Raw genomic sequence first — 15,279 nt, 5'->3', positions numbered from 1 at the left:
AGGTGCATGTTGACAGTCCCTGTTGCCTATTCGGCGGCTTCGGCACGGTCCAGCTCGTCGCGGGCGGCAGCAAGGATGTCGAACGAGCGCACCCGCGCGGTGTGATCGAAGATCTGTGCCGTGACCATCAGCTCGTCGGCGCCGGTGCGCGCGACGAAGGCCCTGAGCCCGTCGCGCACGGTCTCGCGCGAACCGACGATGGCGCAGGAAAGTGCATGGTCGAGCATCGCCTTGGCTGACGGGTCAAGATTTTCGGCAAAGCCGGGAACGGGCGGCGGCAGCTTGCCGGCGCGACCAGTGCGCAAATTGACGAAGGCCTGCTGCAGCGAGGTGAAGAGCAGCCGCGCTTCCTCGTCGGTGTCGGCGGCGAAGACGTTGAGGCCGAGCATCGCGTAAGGCCTGTCGAGATGCTCCGAAGGTTCGAAACGCGTGCGGTAGACTTCCAGCGCATGCTCCATCTCGGCCGGCGCGAAATGCGAGGCGAAGGCGTACGGCAGGCCGAGCATGGCGGCGAGCTGCGCGCCGTAGAGGCTCGAGCCGAGCATCCAGACCGGCACGTTGAGGCCGGCGCCCGGCACGGCTCGTACGCGCTGGCCGGGTTCCTCCGGCTTGAAGTAGTGGATCAGTTCGACAACGTCGTTGGGAAAGGTGTCGACGCCGCCGCCCATGTTGCGCCGAAGCGCATGCGCGGTGAGCTGGTCGGTGCCAGGCGCGCGGCCGAGCCCGAGGTCGATGCGGCCGGGATGGAGTGCTGCCAGCGTGCCGAAGGCCTCCGCCACCATCAGCGGCGAATGGTTGGGCAGCATGATGCCACCGGCCCCGACCCGGATAGTGGAGGTGCCGGCCGCGACATGGCCGATCACCACGGCCGTTGCCGCACTTGCGATGCCGGGCATGTTGTGGTGCTCGGCCAGCCAGTAACGATTGTAGCCAAGGCGCTCGGCATGGCGGGCGAGATCGAGCGTGTTGGCGAGCGACTGCGAAACGTCGCTGCCCTCAGGCACGGGCGAGAGGTCGAGTACGGAGAGCGGTATCATCGGTCGGATATAGGATGTCCGCACGCGTTCACCAACCGCCTCATGTTTGTGCCAATGTCGGTTTGTGGAAAGCTTCCGTGAAGGCGTCATCCCGGCCGAGCGGAGCGAGAGCCGGGACCCATTGGTCGGGACATCGTGGAGCACGGCCCGGTGCTTGTCTTGACGCATGAAAGCGCCTGCCGTGCGTGATCTGCGCGGCGCTACCTGCGGAGACCGGCCGCGCCTCTCAATGGGTCCCGGCTCGGCGGCCGCTGCGCGGCCTTGGCCGGGATGACGGCGAAGAGGTCGCGGTTCCGACTTCAACGTCGGTGGTTCGCGGCGACGTCCATGACGGTGGGAACCTAAGGCCCTATGTTCGGCGGCGGTTGTTTCCTTCGCCGCCACGGCCTTCTTCACCTCGGGCGCGACCTTCGTGCCGAACAGCTCGATCGCCTTCATCAGCTTTGCATGGTCCATGACGCCAATTGCCATCTGGATGACGAAGCGGTCGAAGCCGAAGATCTCGTGGTTGGCGAGGATCTTGTCGGTGACTTCCGCCGGGCTGCCGGCGAAGTTCGCGCCGCGCGGGGCCGCGGACGCGGCGAACTGGTCCTTGCCCGTCGGGCCCCAGCCACGCTCGCGCCCGATGCGGTTCATCACGTCGGTGTGTGCCGGAAAGGCCGTGTCAATCGCCTCCTGCGTCGTTTCGGCGACGAAACCATGCACGTTGATAGAGGTCTTCAAGGTTGTCGGGTCGCGTCCGAACTTGGCTGCCGCCTCGCGGTAGAGCTTGAACAGCGGCGCGAAACGGTGCGGCTCGCCGCCGATAATGGCGAGCGCCAGCGGCAGGCCAAGCATGGCGGCGCGGCCGACCGATTGCGGCGTGCCGCCGACGGCGATCCATAGCGGCAGCTTCTCCTGCAGCGGGCGCGGATAGACGCCGCGATTGTCGACCTTCGGCGTGTGCTGGCCACCCGGCCACGAGAAGATCTCGCCCTCGTTCAGCTTGATGAGCATTTCGAGCTTTTCGGCGAACAGCGTGTCGTAGTCCTCGAGCGCGTAGCCGAACAGCGGGAACGATTCGATGAAGGAGCCGCGGCCCGCCATGATCTCGGCGCGGCCCTCGCTCAGATTGTCGAGGGTTGCGAACTGCTGGAACACGCGGATCGGATCGTCGGACGACAGCACCGAAACCGCGCTCGACAGGCGGATATTCTTCGTGCGCGTGGCGGCGGCCGCAAGCGCGACGGCGGGCGAGGAGACCGCATAGTCGGGGCGGTGGTGTTCGCCCAGCCCGAAGAAGTCGAGGCCAAGCTGGTCGGCAAGCTCGATCTCTTCAACGAGATTGCGCAGCCGTTCCGCCGGCCCAACCTTTGCGCCGGTAACCGGGTCAGTGCCGACATCGGCGAACGTGTAGAGGCCGAGTTCCATCATGAAGTCTCCCGAATTGTCTCCGACAGATAGGCTGCCGATCCATCGCGCGCAAAGCGGTTTGCTGTGAACAGTCCATCCTCCGACGCGCGACGCGGGAACCGGGGACGCCGCCCGTCGTTCCCCTGACGTGGTTTCCAGCCAGAGGCGCTTCATGACCTTTTCCATCGTCGCCCGCTGCCCGCGAACGGGCGAGTTCGGCATTGCCGCCATCACCGCGCTTCCGGCCGTCGGCAAGCTTCTGACGCACGCCGCGCCCGGCGCAGGCGCGATCGCCACACAGGCACGGCTCAATCCGTATCTCGGCATCGACGGCATAAGGCTGCTGCAGAGCGGCATGTGGGCCGATGAGGTGATCGAGGCGTTGCGCCAGCATGACCCGCGGATGGATCGGCGGCAGCTCGGCGTAATCGACCGCGACGGCCGCGCCGCGATTTGGACCGGCGAGGGCTGCAAGCCTTGGGCCGGCGGGCAGGCGCATCGCGATTTCTGCGTGCAGGGCAACCGGCTCGAAGGGCCGCGGGTGATCGAGCACGCAGTGCAGGCCTTCGGCGAGAAGCCGAACGCGCCGCTCGTGGAACGGCTGATCCATGCGCTTGCTGCGGGCATGGCCGAAGGCGGAGACCGAAAGGAAGAGCGCTCCTCGACAGTCTATGTGGTGGCCAGCGAGGAATATCCGCTTTGGGACATTCGCGTGGACGACCACGACGATCCGGTGGGCGAGCTGATGCGGCTGCATTCGGTCTTCGCCGAGAAGCTGCTGCCGCATATCCGGCGCATGGCGACACGCGCCAACCCTGCCGGCATCTTCGAGGACGGCGATGTCTAGGCAGGGCGAACCCGAAGACCTGCCGCAGGCGGTATCGGTGCGGCGGCCGGACGGCGAGGAACTACCGCTACTCTACGATTCGCCGCATAGCGGCCGGGTCTATCCCGAGGATTTCCTGCCGGCGGCCGAGATGCGGCTGCTGCTGGGCGGCGAGGACCGGTTCGTCGACGACCTCGTCATCGACGCGCCGAGCCATGGCGCGACGCTCATCAAGGCGCTGTTTGCCAGAACCTATATCGATCCCAACCGCACCCCGGACGATCTCGATCCGCATCTTCTGCCGGAGGACTGGGCGGAGGAGACTGCGCCTTCAGTCAATTCGGAGCGCGGCGTTGGCCTGATCTTCCGGCTGATCGGCGACGCGGTGCCGATCTACGACCGGCTTCTGAGCGCGGACGAGATACGGCGGCGCATCGATGCCTACTGGCGGCCCTATCACGCGGCGCTGGAAGACGAGATGGCGCGGCTGACGGAACGATTCGGCGAAGTGCTGCACATCAACTGGCATTCGATGCAGCCGGTCGGCAATGCGCTGGCGCCCGACCCGGGCCGAACGCGTCTGGACTTCGTGCTGGGCGATCTCGACGGCACGTCATGCGATCCGGCGCTCACGCGCTTCGTCGCGGACCACCTGTCGGAGCTCGGCTACAGTGTCGGGCTCAACGATCCGTACAAGGGCGCGCTGATCGTGGAGCGCTACGGGAAGCCGGAGGAGGGGCGGCACACGCTGCAGATCGAGATCAACCGCGCCCTCTACATGGACCACGGCACGCTGGACCGCACCGGCGGTTTCGCCGGCCTCAAGGACGACCTGTCGACGTTTACAGACGAACTCGCCGGCTTCGCCCGCGCGCGGCTGAACTGACGCCGCTGCTATTTGCCGAGCACAAGCGTCCAGTAGCGCCGGTCGTCATCGGTGCCCGCATAGGCGAGGCCGAAGCGGGTGAAGCGCTCGTCGAGCATGTTGCGGCGGTGGCCGGAGGAGGCCATCCACATCTGGAACAGCCGCTCCATCTCCATGCGTCCGTGCGCGAGGTTTTCGGCTGCCGGCGCGGCGACGCCGTCCGCCTTCATCCGGGTGGCGAAATCGCGCCGCCAGCCGGTGTCGTGCGCCATGCGGCCCGATTGCGCCATGTAGCCGGACTGGCGCAATGCCGCTTTCTCCAGTGTCGGATCGGGTCTCAGCGCCGGCAGGCCGGCGGAGGTGCGAATCTCGGCCAGATAGGCCTGCCCGGAGCGTGACGCCCCGGCCGAAGCGCCGGGCGTGGTTCCCGTCCGGCAGCCGGCGACCAGTAGCGCGCCTGCCAGCATGACGGCAGCGCCGGTGGCGCTGACTGCTCTTGCGATGCGGTTCATGGATGCCCTTCGAATTTGCGACGGTGGGCTTCTTCAAACAGGATCGTGGCAGGATGCGGGCATCATTCGCCGTCTTCGACCACATGCAGGCGCAACTGCCCGGTGCGTGACGAGGCCGTGCGCGGCGCGGGCTCGTCCGCCTCCGGCGCGCCGCCCTCGATGCCGAACTCCAGCGCCTCGATCTTGGCACCGCGCCGCGTGACCTTGTCGACCGAGGTCAGGATCGTCTCGACGTCGCGGCTCGCCTGCGAGAAATGCGTCTGCAGCTTGCGCACACGATCGTCGAGGCGGCCGACATCTTCCATCAGCCGCACCACCTCGTGCTGGATAAGGTGTGCCTGCTCGCGCATGCGCGCATCCTTGAGCACGGCCTGGATCACCTGGATCGACAGCATCAGCAGCGACGGCGAGACGATGACCACGCGGGCCCGATGCGCCTTCTGCACGACCGCCTCGAAGTTCTCGTGAATCTCGGCGAAGATCGATTCGGACGGCACGAACATGAACGCCGTATCCTGCGTCTCGCCGGGGATCAGGTATTTGTCCGCGATGGCGCGGATGTGCACCTCCACGTCGCGGCGAAAGGCCTGCGAGGCGACCTTCTGCGCATCCGCTCCCTCGCTCTCGGCCGCCGCCCGGATCGCGTTCCACGATTCCAGCGGGAACTTTGCGTCGATGACGAGGTCGGGCGCGCCGTTGGGCATGCGCACGAGGCAATCGGGGCGGTTGTTGTTCGACAGCGTCGCCTGGAACTCGTAGGCGCCGTGCGGCAGGCCATCGGCGACGATCGCCTCCATGCGGCTCTGGCCGAACGCGCCGCGCGTCTGCTTGTTGGACAGGATCTGCTGGAGCTGCACGACCTGGCCGGCCAGCGACTGGATGTTGGACTGCGCCGTGTCGATCACGGCCAGCCGCTCCTGCAGCTTCGCCAGGTTTTCATGCGTCGACTTCGTCTGCTCGGTAATGGAATGGCCGAGCCGCGCGCTCATCCCGTCGAGCCGTTCGCCGATCGATTTCGTCAGTTCCGCCTGCCGGCTGCCGAAGACCTCTGCGATGGTGCCCATGCGGCCCTGCATCTCGGCCTGTGCGCGGGCGATCTCGGCCATGCGCGCTTCCGCCTCGCGGGCGCGCTGCGTCGCTTCGGCTGCCGCCTCTGTGCGGGAGCGAGCGGAGCGCAGCAGGGCGAGCGTGAGGAAAAGGACCAGCAGCAGCGCCAGCGCCACCGAGCCCGCAAGGGCCTGGCCCAGCGTGATCGTGGTCGCGCCGAGGTGGGCGACTGGGAGCGAAAGCAGTGCGGCCGGATCATTCATCCCTCCAGGATAGACGATTCGGCTGGCCGGCATAAGACCAAAACGTGAACATTATCGCCAAAGCCGTTGACGCCTCTGGGGTTACCGATTACCTGACGGGCATGATCAGACCTCTTGTCATCCTTCCCGATCCCGTCCTGCGCCAGGTTTCCGAGCCGGTGGAGCGGGTCGACGACGCGCTGCGGCGCTTTGCCGACGACATGCTCGAGACGATGTACGACGCGCCCGGCATCGGGCTGGCGGCGATCCAGATCGGCGAACCGCGCCGTATGCTGGTGATCGACCTCGCCAAGGAGGACGAGCCGAAGGCGCCGCATGTCTTCATCAACCCGGAAATCGTCGCCAGCGGCGACGGCGTTTCTGTCTATGAGGAAGGGTGCCTGTCGATCCCGGACTATTATGCCGAGGTCGAGCGGCCGGACACGGTGACGGTGAAATATCTCGACCGCGACGGCAAGGAACAGGTCATCGAGGCCGATGGCCTGATGGCGACGTGCCTGCAGCACGAGATCGACCATCTGAACGGCGTGCTGTTCATCGATCACATCTCCAAGCTCAAGCGCGACATGGTGGTGCGCAGGTTCAAGAAGCTGGCGCGCGACAAACCCCTCAGCCGGATGGCCGGCTAGCCCCGCGCCGGCGAGCCGGAGGCCGCACCATGTCCCTACGCGTCATCTTCATGGGAACGCCCGAGTTTTCGGCCGCGACGCTGCGCGCGATCGCCGAGGCCGGGCACGAGATCCTCGCCGTCTATAGCCAGCCGCCGCGCCCTGCGGGCCGGCGCGGACTGGAACTGACAAAGTCACCGGTGCATCTGCTTGCCGAGGAGCTGGGCGTCGAGGTGCGCACGCCCAAGTCGCTGAAGGGCGAGGACGAGCAAAAGGCGTTCCGCGATTTGGAAGCCGACGTCGCCGTCGTGGTCGCCTACGGGTTGCTGCTGCCGAAGCCGATCCTCGACGGCACCCGTCTGGGCGCGTTTAACGGCCATGCGTCGCTGCTGCCGCGCTGGCGGGGTGCGGCGCCCATCCAGCGCGCGATCATGGCCGGTGACACCGAGACCGGCATGATGGTCATGAAGATGGACGAGGGGCTCGATACAGGCCCTGTCGCCTTGACGGAACGGGTGCCGATCGGCCCCAACATGACCGCTGGCGAACTGCACGACGCGCTGATGGCAACGGGTGCCGCACTGATGGTGCGGGCGCTGGCGGCACTTGAAGCCGGATCGCTGTCGCTGAAACCGCAGCCTGAAGAAGGCGCGACCTACGCGAAGAAGATCGCGAAGGAGGAGGCGCGCATCGACTGGTCGCGCGGGGCGGCGGAAGTGCACAATCATATCCGCGGGTTTTCGCCGTTTCCCGGCGCATGGTGCGAGATGACGGCCGGGGGCAAGACGGAACGCGTGAAGCTGCTGCGCTCGACGATGGCCGAGGGCGAGGGGCCTGCCGGGCGCATCCTCGACGATCGGCTGACCGTAGCCTGCGGCACGGGCGCGGTACGGCTAACGGGGCTGCAGCGGGCAGGCGGAAAGCCGATGGCGGCGGGCGAGTTCCTGCGCGGCGCCAAGATCGGCGAGGGAGACGAGCTGTCATGAACGGCATTACCATCCGTGAGGCGACCGAGCAGGACCGCGATGCGATCCGCGCGATCGAGGAAGCGGCCTTCGGGCAGGATGGCGAAGCGCGGCTGGTCGAATTGCTGGTCGGCGCCAGCGACGATGTGCTCGAACTGGTCGCGGAACGGGACGGCGAACTTGTCGGCCATGTGCTGTTCTCGCGGCTGATGGTGGAGACACGCAACCGCAGCTTCGCCGCGGTCGCGCTCGCGCCGCTGGCGGTTTCGCCCGCCGCGCAGGGACAAGGCATCGGCGTGGCGCTTGTGGAAGAGGCGCACCGTCGCCTGCGCGCCGCAGGCGAGACGCTGAGCGTCGTGCTGGGCGACCCCGCCTATTACGGCCGCTTCGGCTACGCGCACGAGAGCGCCGCAGGCTTCGAGAGCGACTATCAGGGCGAGGCGCTGCAGGCGATTTCGTGGGGCGAGGCGCCGGCCAGCGGCAGGCTGGTCTACGCGCCGGCGTTCCAGGAGCTCTGACGGTGCCGCGCTACCGGCTCGACATCGAATATGACGGACGGGCCTATGCCGGCTGGCAGCGGCAGGCCGACCTTGCCACGGTTCAGGAGGCGATCGAGAAGGCCATCCTCGGCTTCTCGGGCGAGACCGTGACGATCCGCGGCGCTGGGCGCACCGATGCCGGGGTGCATGCGACGGGGCAGGTGGTCCATGTCGATCTCGACAGGGAATGGGACGCCGACAAGGTGCAGGGCGCGCTCAACGCCCATCTGACGATGGCGGGCGAGGCCGTCGCGGTGCTGGCGGCGGCGCGCGTGGCGGACGATTTCGATGCGCGGTTTTCGGCGACCGCCCGGCACTACCTCTACGTCATCCTCAACCGGCGCGCGCCGGCCGCGCTGATGCGCGGCAATGTCTGGCACGTGCCGCGCTTGCTGGACGCGGACGCAATGCACACGGCCGCGCAACGGCTTCTGGGCAAGCACGACTTCACCACCTTCCGCTCCGTGCAATGCCAGTCGGCAAGCCCGGTCAAGACGCTCGACCGGCTCGACGTGTCACGCGACGGCGATCTGATCGAGGTTCGGGCGTCGGCGCGCTCGTTCCTGCACAATCAGGTGCGCTCGATGGTCGGCTCGCTGAAGAAGGTGGGCGAGGGCGGCTGGAGTGCGGACGACCTCGAGGCGGCACTGACGGCCGCCGACCGCGCCCGCTGCGGGCAGGTCGCGCCGCCCGACGGGCTCTATCTCACCCGGGTCGATTATTGAACGCAGCGACACCGGCCTGCGCGTTCTTCACCAGAGCCGGCCATTCGGCGGTGACGCCGGGCTGCACCGGACGTTCCAGATAGGTGGACAGCACCACATAGCTGCGGGTCGCCTTGACGCCGGGCGTGTCGTAGAGGCGCGCAAGCAGGCCTTCGAGCGCATGCGTGCTTTCCGTGCGTACCTTGAGCAGCATGCAGGTGTCGCCGGCAACCGAGTGGATCTCCTCCACCTCGGGGTGCTCCTCGATTGCGAGCAGCACAGGCGTCTTGCCCCAGCCGGTGGTGTCGACATGCACGAAGGCAAGCATCGGCTTGCCGCTCGCCTCGGGATCGATCAGCGCGGCGACCTTGCGGATCGCGCCAGAGCGGCGCAGGCGCTTCACCCGCTCGTGCGCGGCGGGTGGCGAAAGACCGACGCGCTCCCCCAGATCCGCGTAGCTGATGGTCGCATCTTCGGCCAGAACGCCTAACAGCTTTCGGTCCATATCGTCGAGGGCGCGGCTGCTGGCGCGTTTACGCCGAATACCATCTGTATTTTCGTTCATATCGCATTTCCATCTTGATGCCGAACATCATTCTGCAATCATGAAGGAATGACGAACATCGATCAACAGGATATCGCGGCCGCCCCCGCAAGGATGCCGATCCCCCATTCGCCTTCGTGCTGACCGCTTGCATCGGCGTGATCGGCTCGAACTCGCTGGCACTCGGCCCGATCGCGCCCGAGGTCGCCCGCGCACTGGGAACCAGCGTTCCGGCGGTGATGACGGCTTCAGCCGCCTTCGGCCTCGGCACGGCGGCGAGCGCGGTTTTTCTCGGCCGGCTCATCGACCGCCACGGTGCGCGGCGCATGCTGCTGGCGGCATTGCTGCTGCTTGGCGCAGGACTCGGCGGCAGCGCGCTGGCGCCGGCGCTTGCGGTACTCGTCGCCGCGCAGTTCGTCGTCGGCATCGCCGCAGGTGTCGCGCTGCCGGCAATCTATACGCTGGCAGCGGAGGTTGCGCCCGTTGGACGCGAGAGCCAGACCATCGGTGTCGTTCTCACCGGCTGGACGCTCAGCATGGTCGCCGGCGTCTCGCTTTCGGCGGTGCTGGCCGACCTTGCAGGCTGGCGTCTGGTCTATGCGGTGGTGGCAGCCACCGCCTTTGCCGCGGCGTTGACCGTTTCAGGCTCTGCGGCTGGGACGGCCACGGCCGGCGCAAGCGTGTCGCAATCGCCCTTCGCGGCGCTGCGCGTGCGCGGCGTGGCACCGTTGCTGGCGGCATGTGCGGCCTTCATGACCTCGTTCTATGGCGTTTACGGCTATATCGGCGACCACCTGCACGGGGAACTGGGCCTGCCGCTGAGTGCGAACGGCCTCGTCGCGCTCAGCTACGGGCTCGGCTTCGGCGGTGCCGCACTGCTCGACCGCCTCATCGACAGGGTGGGACCGGGCCTGCTGCTGCCGCTGATCTTCGTGGGCGTTGCGGCCGTCTTTGCCGTCATGGCCGTGGCGAGCGTTTCCTATGTGGCGATGCTGGCGGTGGTCTTCGCCTGGGGGCTGATCAACCATTTCGGGCTCAATGTGCTGATCATGCGGCTGACGGCGCTCGACCCTTCGCGACGCGGCGCGATCATGGGGCTCAACAGCGGCATGACCTATCTGGCGCTGTTTGTCGGCACGATCGGCTTCGGCCAGGTGCACGCGATGTTCGGTTTCGCCGTACTGCCGATGTTGGCCGTTGCGTTGATGCTTGTCGCTGCGGCATTCGCCGCGCGGCGGTAGGTCGTTTCGGGTTTTGAGAAATACCCCTCCACCATGCTGCGCATGGTTCCCCTCCCCGTAAACGGAGGAGGATCCAAGGTTGCAGACGGCCGCGACGCCGGTTCCTCCCCTGCGAAGCGGGGGAGGAACCGGCGTAGGCGGTGGAGGGGGAGTTCCCTTGCTCTTTGCTGGTCCGCTGCTCCAGCTTGCGTTTCTCAGCCGCAGAATACCCTAATTCGGCATCGGGGCGCTGAGTCCCAGCAGGTCCTGCAGCGCGAACAGGGTGAGGACCGACGCCATGAACATGCCGGCGAAGACGCCCGTGGCGACGCCCGGCCCCTTGTCGATGGCCGCATCGGTCAGGCGCCACGAGAGCACCATGCTGGCAAGGAAGATGCCGAGCGACAGCGCGGTCGCCGCCTCGCCGAGCCCCGGCGCGACCAGCCGCAGCAGCGAGGCAGGCAGCATGAACCAGGCAAACAGCGCCGAGCCCCAGTTGGTGGCGACGACATAGGCGACGAAGCGGTCGCGGATACCGACATAGCCGGAGATTGCGGCGAGCGCCGCGATCGGCAGAACCCACGAACCGATGTCGACGACGGCAAGCCGCAGCACCAGCAGCACGCGGCCGACGGAGCGGGCTTCTGGTACGGCCAGTTCGTTGGCGAGCGGCACCCAGCCGACCAGCAGCACCGGCAGCGCGATGAGGATTGCGAAGAACGAGTTCCAGAAGCCGTCGACGGAGAGGTCCAGCATGCGCACGGCGTCGCGCTTGCCCGTCATCATGCGCCAGGCGCCGAGGAGGTGTCTCTGGATGTCCTCGGCGGGTGGCATATCAGGCGAACCAGTCTTCCAGGAAACGCTGGTAGATGCGCGTCAGCGTCTCCAGATCGGAGAGCGCCACGCGTTCGTCGACCATGTGCATGGTCTGCCCGACAAGGCCGAACTCGACCACCGGGCAATGATCCTTGATGAAGCGGGCATCGGACGTGCCGCCGGATGTCGACAGCACCGGCTTGCGGCCGGTGACCGCCTCGACGGATGCGCTTAGGCCGGCCGTCAGCTTCTCGTCGCGGGTAAGGAAGACCGGGCTCGGCCGGTCGCGCCAGATCAGCTCGAAATTGATCTTCTCCCCACGGCCGGGCCGCAGCTTCCTGCGCGCGGCTGCGCGGTCGAGCCGGTTATGGATTTCCGCCTGCAGCGTCTCCGCCGTCCAGGTGTCGTTGAAGCGGATGTTGAACGACGCCTTCGCGCGGGCAGGGATGACGTTGGTGGCCGGATTGCCGACATCGATTGTGGTCACTTCCAGATTTGTCGGCTGGAAATTGCCGGTGCCTTCGTCGAAGGCCGGCGACAGGAGCGCATCGACCAGCATGACGATGCCCGGCACCGGATTGTCGGCAAGGTGCGGATAGGCGGCGTGGCCCTGCCGGCCGTGAACGACGATGTCGCCGGAGATGGAGCCGCGACGGCCGATCTTGATCATGTCGCCGAGCGCCTCCGGGTTGGTCGGCTCGCCGACGATCGCCGCGTCCCAGCTCTCGCCGCGCTTTGCCGCCCAGTCGAGCAGCTTGACGGTGCCGTTGATGGACGGGCCTTCCTCGTCGCCGGTGATCAGCAGGGATACGCTGCCCTTCGGCGCGCCGCGCGCCTCGATATGACGGGCGACTGCCGCGACGAAACAGGCGATGCCGCCCTTCATGTCGACCGCGCCGCGCCCGAACATCCAGCCATCGGCGACCTCGGCCGCGAAGGGCGGGTGCGTCCAGTCGGCCTCGTCGCCCACCGGCACGACATCGGTATGGCCGGCGAACATCAGATGCGGGCCGTTGCCGGAAAGCCGTCCGTAGAGGTTCTCGACGTCCGGTGTGCCGTCCTCGGAGAAGGTCGGCCTGTCGATGGCGAAACCCATCGGCGCAAGCATCGCCTGCAGGGCCGAGAGCGCACCGCCCTCGGCGGGCGTGACGGACGGACAACGGATGAGCGCGGCGAGGTTCGCCGCCGGATCAACAGGCAGGTTCATGTGTGCGATGGATAGACCAAGCCGCCGAAGCTGTCACGTGGAGCGTGACTCAGTCGACGGTGAAAAACATAGGGCCAGAGGGTGCGGCGCAGGGGCAGGTTTAAGCTTCCTCGCGCGCTTCACTTGAACGGTGCGGTTGTCATTACCCCCACCCCTTACCCCTCCCCACAGGGGGAGGGGGCCGTCAACGCATCGCCTTTTCTATCACCGATTCGGCCAAACGTTGTCGGCTCAGAATCCCCCTCCCCCTTGTGGGGAGGGGTATGGGGTGGGGGTACTGCACAAGCACCGGCATCGCATTCCCGGCAGCCCGGCATTGACCCGCCCGGATATGAATGTCTCCATCCGGGTTCGCGCGGAGGACTGGCATGATCGGTGACGACACGAAGATCGCGGTTGCGGGGGCGGGAAGCATCGGCTGCCATGCCGGGGGCTGCCTCGCGCTTGCGGGGCGCGGGGTGACACTGCTTTGTCGGCCGGCGCTCGCCGATGCCGTCGAAAAGCGGGGGCTGCGGATCGTCGATCTGGGCGGCGGCGCTCGCGACGTGCCGGCACGTGCGATCGGGGCCGAAAGCGATCCTGCGGTGGCATTGGCCGATGCCGGTGTCGTGCTCGTGACGGTGAAGAGCCGCGACACGGCGGCGATGGCCGAACTGGTCGCCCGCCACGCACGGGCCGACGCGGTGGTCGTCAGCCTGCAGAACGGCGTCAGGAACGCCGATGCGTTGCGCCGGGCTTTGCCGGCAACGATGACCGTCGTCACCGGCATGGTGCCGTTCAACGTGGTGCGCGGCGAGACGGCGGAAGGCGCGCCAATGTTCCATCGTGCCAGCAGCGGTTCGACACTTCTGGCGGCGGGTGTGCCGGATCTTCGCGATTTGCTTGACGTCGCCGGCTTTCCAGTCGCGGAACATGGCGACATCGACGCCGTGCTGTGGGGCAAGCTTATCATGAACCTCAACAACGCCTTCAACGCGCTGTCGGGCCTGCCCTTGGCCGAGCAGCTTGGCGACCGCCGCTGGCGGCGGCCGTTTGCCGATCAGGTGAGCGAGGCGCTGGACGTGTTGCGGGCGGCGGGCATCCGGCCTCGCGCGGCAGCCGGACCGCCCCCGGCTCTGATTCCCTTGATCCTGCGGCTGCCCGACTGGCTGTTCCGCATACTGGCCCGACGCATGCTGTCGATCGACGCGCAGGCGCGATCCTCGATGTGGGAGGATCTGCAGCGCGGGCGGCCGACGGAAATCGACGAGTTTCAGGGCGTCATCGTGGAGCTGGCCGAACGGCATGGCCGGACGGCACCGTTGTCGGCGCGCGTTGTGAAGCTAGTGCGGGATGCGGAAAGGGCCGGTGCGGGATCGCCGGTGCTCACGCCCGAAGATATGGCGGGCGCCTAGCGCCTGCCTGCTACTTCGGCCGGTTGGTCGCCTGGCCGTACTGGTTGGCGCCGGGCGTGCCTGGCATCAGGCACAAGCCTACGAAGACGATGAAGTTGAGCAGCGGCACGAACAGCAGGGCGGCGAACAGGCCGGGCTTGTCGAGGTCGTGCAAGCGCTTGGCGCCGAGCGCGGCCTGCGCCCACAGCGAGGCGATCATGACCGCGCTGAGCAGCGTCTCCCAGAACGCGCCGCCGCTGCCGCTCTCCTGCGCCAGCGTCAGCCGGTAGACCATGAAGACGACGAGGATCATCATCAGCAGGCCGGCCAGAAAATAGGCGGCGCGGCTGATCCGGCCGGAAAAGCCGAAAAAGAGCCATAACATCTGGTTCGCAGGCACGGTGGCGGTCTCCGCAGGATCGCGTTCTAGGTCAGGATGAACCGGCGCGCAGCGCCGATCAATCCCGCAGCAGCTCGTTGATGGAGGTCTTGGAGCGCGTCTTCTCGTCGACCCGCTTGACGATCACGGCACAGTAGAGGCTGGGGCCCCAGTTCTCGCCGGGCACGTTCTTGCCGGGCATGGTGCCGGCGACGACGACGGAGTAGGGCGGTACCTCGCCGTAGAACACCTTGCCGGTGTCGCGGTCGACGATCTTGGTCGACTTGCCGATGAAGACGCCCATGCCGAGCACCGAGCCCTCGCGCACGATGCAGCCTTCGACCACTTCCGAGCGCGCGCCGATGAAGCAGTTGTCCTCGATGATGGTCGGGCCGGCCTGCATCGGCTCCAGCACGCCGCCGATGCCGACGCCGCCCGAAAGATGCACGTTCTTGCCGATCTGGGCGCAGGAGCCGACGGTGGCCCATGTGTCGACCATGGTGCCTTCGCCGACATAGGCGCCGAGATTGACGAAGGACGGCATCAGCACGGCGCCCGGCGCTACATAGGCCGAGCGGCGCACGATGCAGTTGGGCACGGCGCGGAAGCCGGCCTTCTCGAATTCGTTCGGGGACCAGCCGTCGAACTTGGAGGGCACCTTGTCCCACCAGACCGCCTCGCCGGGGCCGCCCTTGACGATCTCCATCGGGTTGAGCCGGAACGACAGGAGCACGGCCTTCTTCAGCCACTGGTTGACCGTCCATGTGCCGTCAGCCGCCCGTTCGGCGACGCGGGCCTGGCCCTTGTCGAGCATCTCGAGGGCTGCCTCCACCGCATCGCGCACTTCGCCGCGCGTGCCGGTGTTGACGCCGTCGCGCTCATCGAATGCCTTCTCGACAGTCTTCTCGAGGGCCGCCAGATCCGGCTTGGTCATGAAATGCTCCATTACGCGCTGTTAAGGGGTAGACAATAGGCTGGACGT

General features: G+C 67.1%; 16 protein-coding genes and 1 pseudogene. 8 read left to right on the top strand and 9 right to left on the bottom strand.

Annotated features, from left to right (window positions below; translation table 11 throughout):
• Positions 1-26 precede the first annotated feature (26 nt).
• Positions 27-1,037 carry an LLM class flavin-dependent oxidoreductase gene (locus HK436_RS05220; RefSeq protein WP_173189954.1) on the bottom strand — a complete coding sequence of 337 codons (1,011 nt, stop codon included), beginning with the start codon at positions 1,035-1,037 and terminating at the stop codon, positions 27-29.
• A gap of 360 nt (positions 1,038-1,397) precedes the next feature.
• A pseudogene (locus HK436_RS05215) lies at positions 1,398-2,447 on the bottom strand (Atu2307/SP_0267 family LLM class monooxygenase); the annotation flags it as partial.
• Positions 2,448-2,601: 154 nt separating this feature from the next.
• Here HK436_RS05215 and HK436_RS05210 point away from each other — a divergent pair.
• Positions 2,602-3,276 (top strand): DUF1028 domain-containing protein, encoded by a 675-nt coding sequence (locus tag HK436_RS05210; RefSeq protein ID WP_173187877.1) that lies wholly within the window; start codon positions 2,602-2,604, stop codon positions 3,274-3,276.
• On the top strand, positions 3,269-4,141 hold the full coding sequence (locus HK436_RS05205; RefSeq protein WP_173187875.1) for an N-formylglutamate amidohydrolase: 873 nt from the start codon (positions 3,269-3,271) through the stop codon (positions 4,139-4,141). The genes HK436_RS05210 and HK436_RS05205 overlap by 8 nt, the downstream gene beginning before the upstream one ends.
• An 8-nt stretch (positions 4,142-4,149) precedes the next feature.
• Here the strand turns inward: HK436_RS05205 and HK436_RS05200 are convergent, their stop codons facing one another.
• Both HK436_RS05200 and HK436_RS05195 read right to left on the bottom strand, forming a co-directional pair.
• Positions 4,150-4,632 carry a CAP domain-containing protein gene (locus HK436_RS05200; RefSeq protein ID WP_244648542.1) on the bottom strand — a complete coding sequence of 161 codons (483 nt, stop codon included), beginning with the start codon at positions 4,630-4,632 and terminating at the stop codon, positions 4,150-4,152.
• A 62-nt stretch (positions 4,633-4,694) separates the two neighbouring features.
• A complete protein-coding gene (locus HK436_RS05195) occupies positions 4,695-5,942 on the bottom strand; it encodes a DNA recombination protein RmuC (protein WP_173187874.1) in 1,248 nt (415 codons plus the stop codon).
• 101 nt (positions 5,943-6,043) lie between these two features.
• Here HK436_RS05195 and def point away from each other — a divergent pair, with 101 nt between their 5' ends.
• From def to truA, 4 genes are read left to right on the top strand one after another with little or no spacing between them, the layout of a single operon-like run.
• Positions 6,044-6,571 carry a peptide deformylase gene (gene def, locus HK436_RS05190; RefSeq protein WP_173189950.1) on the top strand — a complete coding sequence of 176 codons (528 nt, stop codon included), beginning with the start codon at positions 6,044-6,046 and terminating at the stop codon, positions 6,569-6,571.
• Between the two features lie 29 nt (positions 6,572-6,600).
• Positions 6,601-7,536 carry a methionyl-tRNA formyltransferase gene (gene fmt / locus HK436_RS05185; protein ID WP_173187872.1) on the top strand — a complete coding sequence of 312 codons (936 nt, stop codon included), beginning with the start codon at positions 6,601-6,603 and terminating at the stop codon, positions 7,534-7,536.
• Positions 7,533-8,033: a GNAT family N-acetyltransferase gene (locus HK436_RS05180; protein WP_173187870.1), complete on the top strand. Its 501-nt coding sequence runs from the start codon at positions 7,533-7,535 to the stop codon at positions 8,031-8,033. Before fmt ends, HK436_RS05180 begins: the two co-directional genes overlap by 4 nt.
• A gap of 2 nt (positions 8,034-8,035) precedes the next feature.
• Complete coding sequence (gene truA / locus HK436_RS05175; RefSeq protein WP_173187868.1) at positions 8,036-8,779, top strand: tRNA pseudouridine(38-40) synthase TruA; 744 nt, start codon at positions 8,036-8,038, stop codon at positions 8,777-8,779.
• On the opposite strand, the gene HK436_RS05170 is transcribed toward truA, so the two are convergent.
• The gene (locus tag HK436_RS05170; RefSeq protein ID WP_173187866.1) at positions 8,760-9,323 is read right to left on the bottom strand and encodes an Lrp/AsnC family transcriptional regulator; all 564 of its coding nucleotides are present in this window, start codon (positions 9,321-9,323) and stop codon (positions 8,760-8,762) included. The genes truA and HK436_RS05170 overlap by 20 nt on opposite strands.
• Positions 9,324-9,439: 116 nt before the next feature.
• On the opposite strand from HK436_RS05170, the gene HK436_RS05165 reads away from it, so the two are divergent.
• On the top strand, positions 9,440-10,543 hold the full coding sequence (locus HK436_RS05165; protein WP_376769128.1) for an MFS transporter: 1,104 nt from the start codon (positions 9,440-9,442) through the stop codon (positions 10,541-10,543).
• A 210-nt stretch (positions 10,544-10,753) separates the two neighbouring features.
• Here HK436_RS05165 and HK436_RS05160 read toward each other — a convergent pair whose 3' ends face one another.
• Both HK436_RS05160 and dapE read right to left on the bottom strand, forming a co-directional pair.
• Positions 10,754-11,308: a transporter gene (locus HK436_RS05160; protein WP_312860497.1), complete on the bottom strand. Its 555-nt coding sequence runs from the start codon at positions 11,306-11,308 to the stop codon at positions 10,754-10,756.
• A 49-nt stretch (positions 11,309-11,357) separates the two neighbouring features.
• The gene (gene dapE, locus HK436_RS05155; RefSeq protein WP_173187862.1) at positions 11,358-12,545 is read right to left on the bottom strand and encodes a succinyl-diaminopimelate desuccinylase; all 1,188 of its coding nucleotides are present in this window, start codon (positions 12,543-12,545) and stop codon (positions 11,358-11,360) included.
• Positions 12,546-12,913: 368 nt separating this feature from the next.
• Between dapE and HK436_RS05150 the strand changes: the two genes are divergently transcribed.
• Entirely contained in the window at positions 12,914-13,939 is a 1,026-nt protein-coding gene (locus tag HK436_RS05150) for a 2-dehydropantoate 2-reductase (protein WP_173187861.1), read from the top strand.
• 10 nt (positions 13,940-13,949) lie between these two features.
• Here HK436_RS05150 and HK436_RS05145 read toward each other — a convergent pair whose 3' ends face one another.
• Both HK436_RS05145 and dapD read right to left on the bottom strand, forming a co-directional pair.
• Positions 13,950-14,318 carry a DUF805 domain-containing protein gene (locus HK436_RS05145; protein ID WP_173187859.1) on the bottom strand — a complete coding sequence of 123 codons (369 nt, stop codon included), beginning with the start codon at positions 14,316-14,318 and terminating at the stop codon, positions 13,950-13,952.
• 58 nt (positions 14,319-14,376) lie between these two features.
• Positions 14,377-15,231, bottom strand: coding sequence for a 2,3,4,5-tetrahydropyridine-2,6-dicarboxylate N-succinyltransferase (gene dapD / locus HK436_RS05140; RefSeq protein WP_173187857.1), 855 nt, complete (start codon positions 15,229-15,231; stop codon positions 14,377-14,379).
• Positions 15,232-15,279: the final 48 nt, after the last annotated feature.

The sequence above is a fragment of the Neoaquamicrobium sediminum genome (genome assembly GCF_013240295.1).
Taxonomy (GTDB): Bacteria; Pseudomonadota; Alphaproteobacteria; order Rhizobiales; family Rhizobiaceae; genus Aerobium; species Aerobium sediminum.
This window is presented reverse-complemented; position numbering and strand designations above follow the sequence as displayed.

Bases quoted from the DNA above. Each gene is read 5' to 3' on its own strand.
- HK436_RS05220 (WP_173189954.1), bottom strand. From the start codon at position 1,037: ATGATACCGCTCTCCGTACTCGACCTCTCGCCCGTGCCTGAGGGCAGC.
- HK436_RS05210 (WP_173187877.1), top strand. From the start codon at position 2,602: ATGACCTTTTCCATCGTCGCCCGCTGCCCGCGAACGGGCGAGTTCGGC.
- HK436_RS05205 (WP_173187875.1), top strand. From the start codon at position 3,269: ATGTCTAGGCAGGGCGAACCCGAAGACCTGCCGCAGGCGGTATCGGTG.
- HK436_RS05200 (WP_244648542.1), bottom strand. From the start codon at position 4,632: ATGAACCGCATCGCAAGAGCAGTCAGCGCCACCGGCGCTGCCGTCATG.
- HK436_RS05195 (WP_173187874.1), bottom strand. From the start codon at position 5,942: ATGAATGATCCGGCCGCACTGCTTTCGCTCCCAGTCGCCCACCTCGGC.
- def (WP_173189950.1), top strand. From the start codon at position 6,044: ATGATCAGACCTCTTGTCATCCTTCCCGATCCCGTCCTGCGCCAGGTT.
- fmt (WP_173187872.1), top strand. From the start codon at position 6,601: ATGTCCCTACGCGTCATCTTCATGGGAACGCCCGAGTTTTCGGCCGCG.
- HK436_RS05180 (WP_173187870.1), top strand. From the start codon at position 7,533: ATGAACGGCATTACCATCCGTGAGGCGACCGAGCAGGACCGCGATGCG.
- HK436_RS05170 (WP_173187866.1), bottom strand. From the start codon at position 9,323: ATGAACGAAAATACAGATGGTATTCGGCGTAAACGCGCCAGCAGCCGC.
- HK436_RS05160 (WP_312860497.1), bottom strand. From the start codon at position 11,308: ATGATGACGGGCAAGCGCGACGCCGTGCGCATGCTGGACCTCTCCGTC.
- dapE (WP_173187862.1), bottom strand. From the start codon at position 12,545: ATGAACCTGCCTGTTGATCCGGCGGCGAACCTCGCCGCGCTCATCCGT.
- HK436_RS05150 (WP_173187861.1), top strand. From the start codon at position 12,914: ATGATCGGTGACGACACGAAGATCGCGGTTGCGGGGGCGGGAAGCATC.
- dapD (WP_173187857.1), bottom strand. From the start codon at position 15,231: ATGACCAAGCCGGATCTGGCGGCCCTCGAGAAGACTGTCGAGAAGGCA.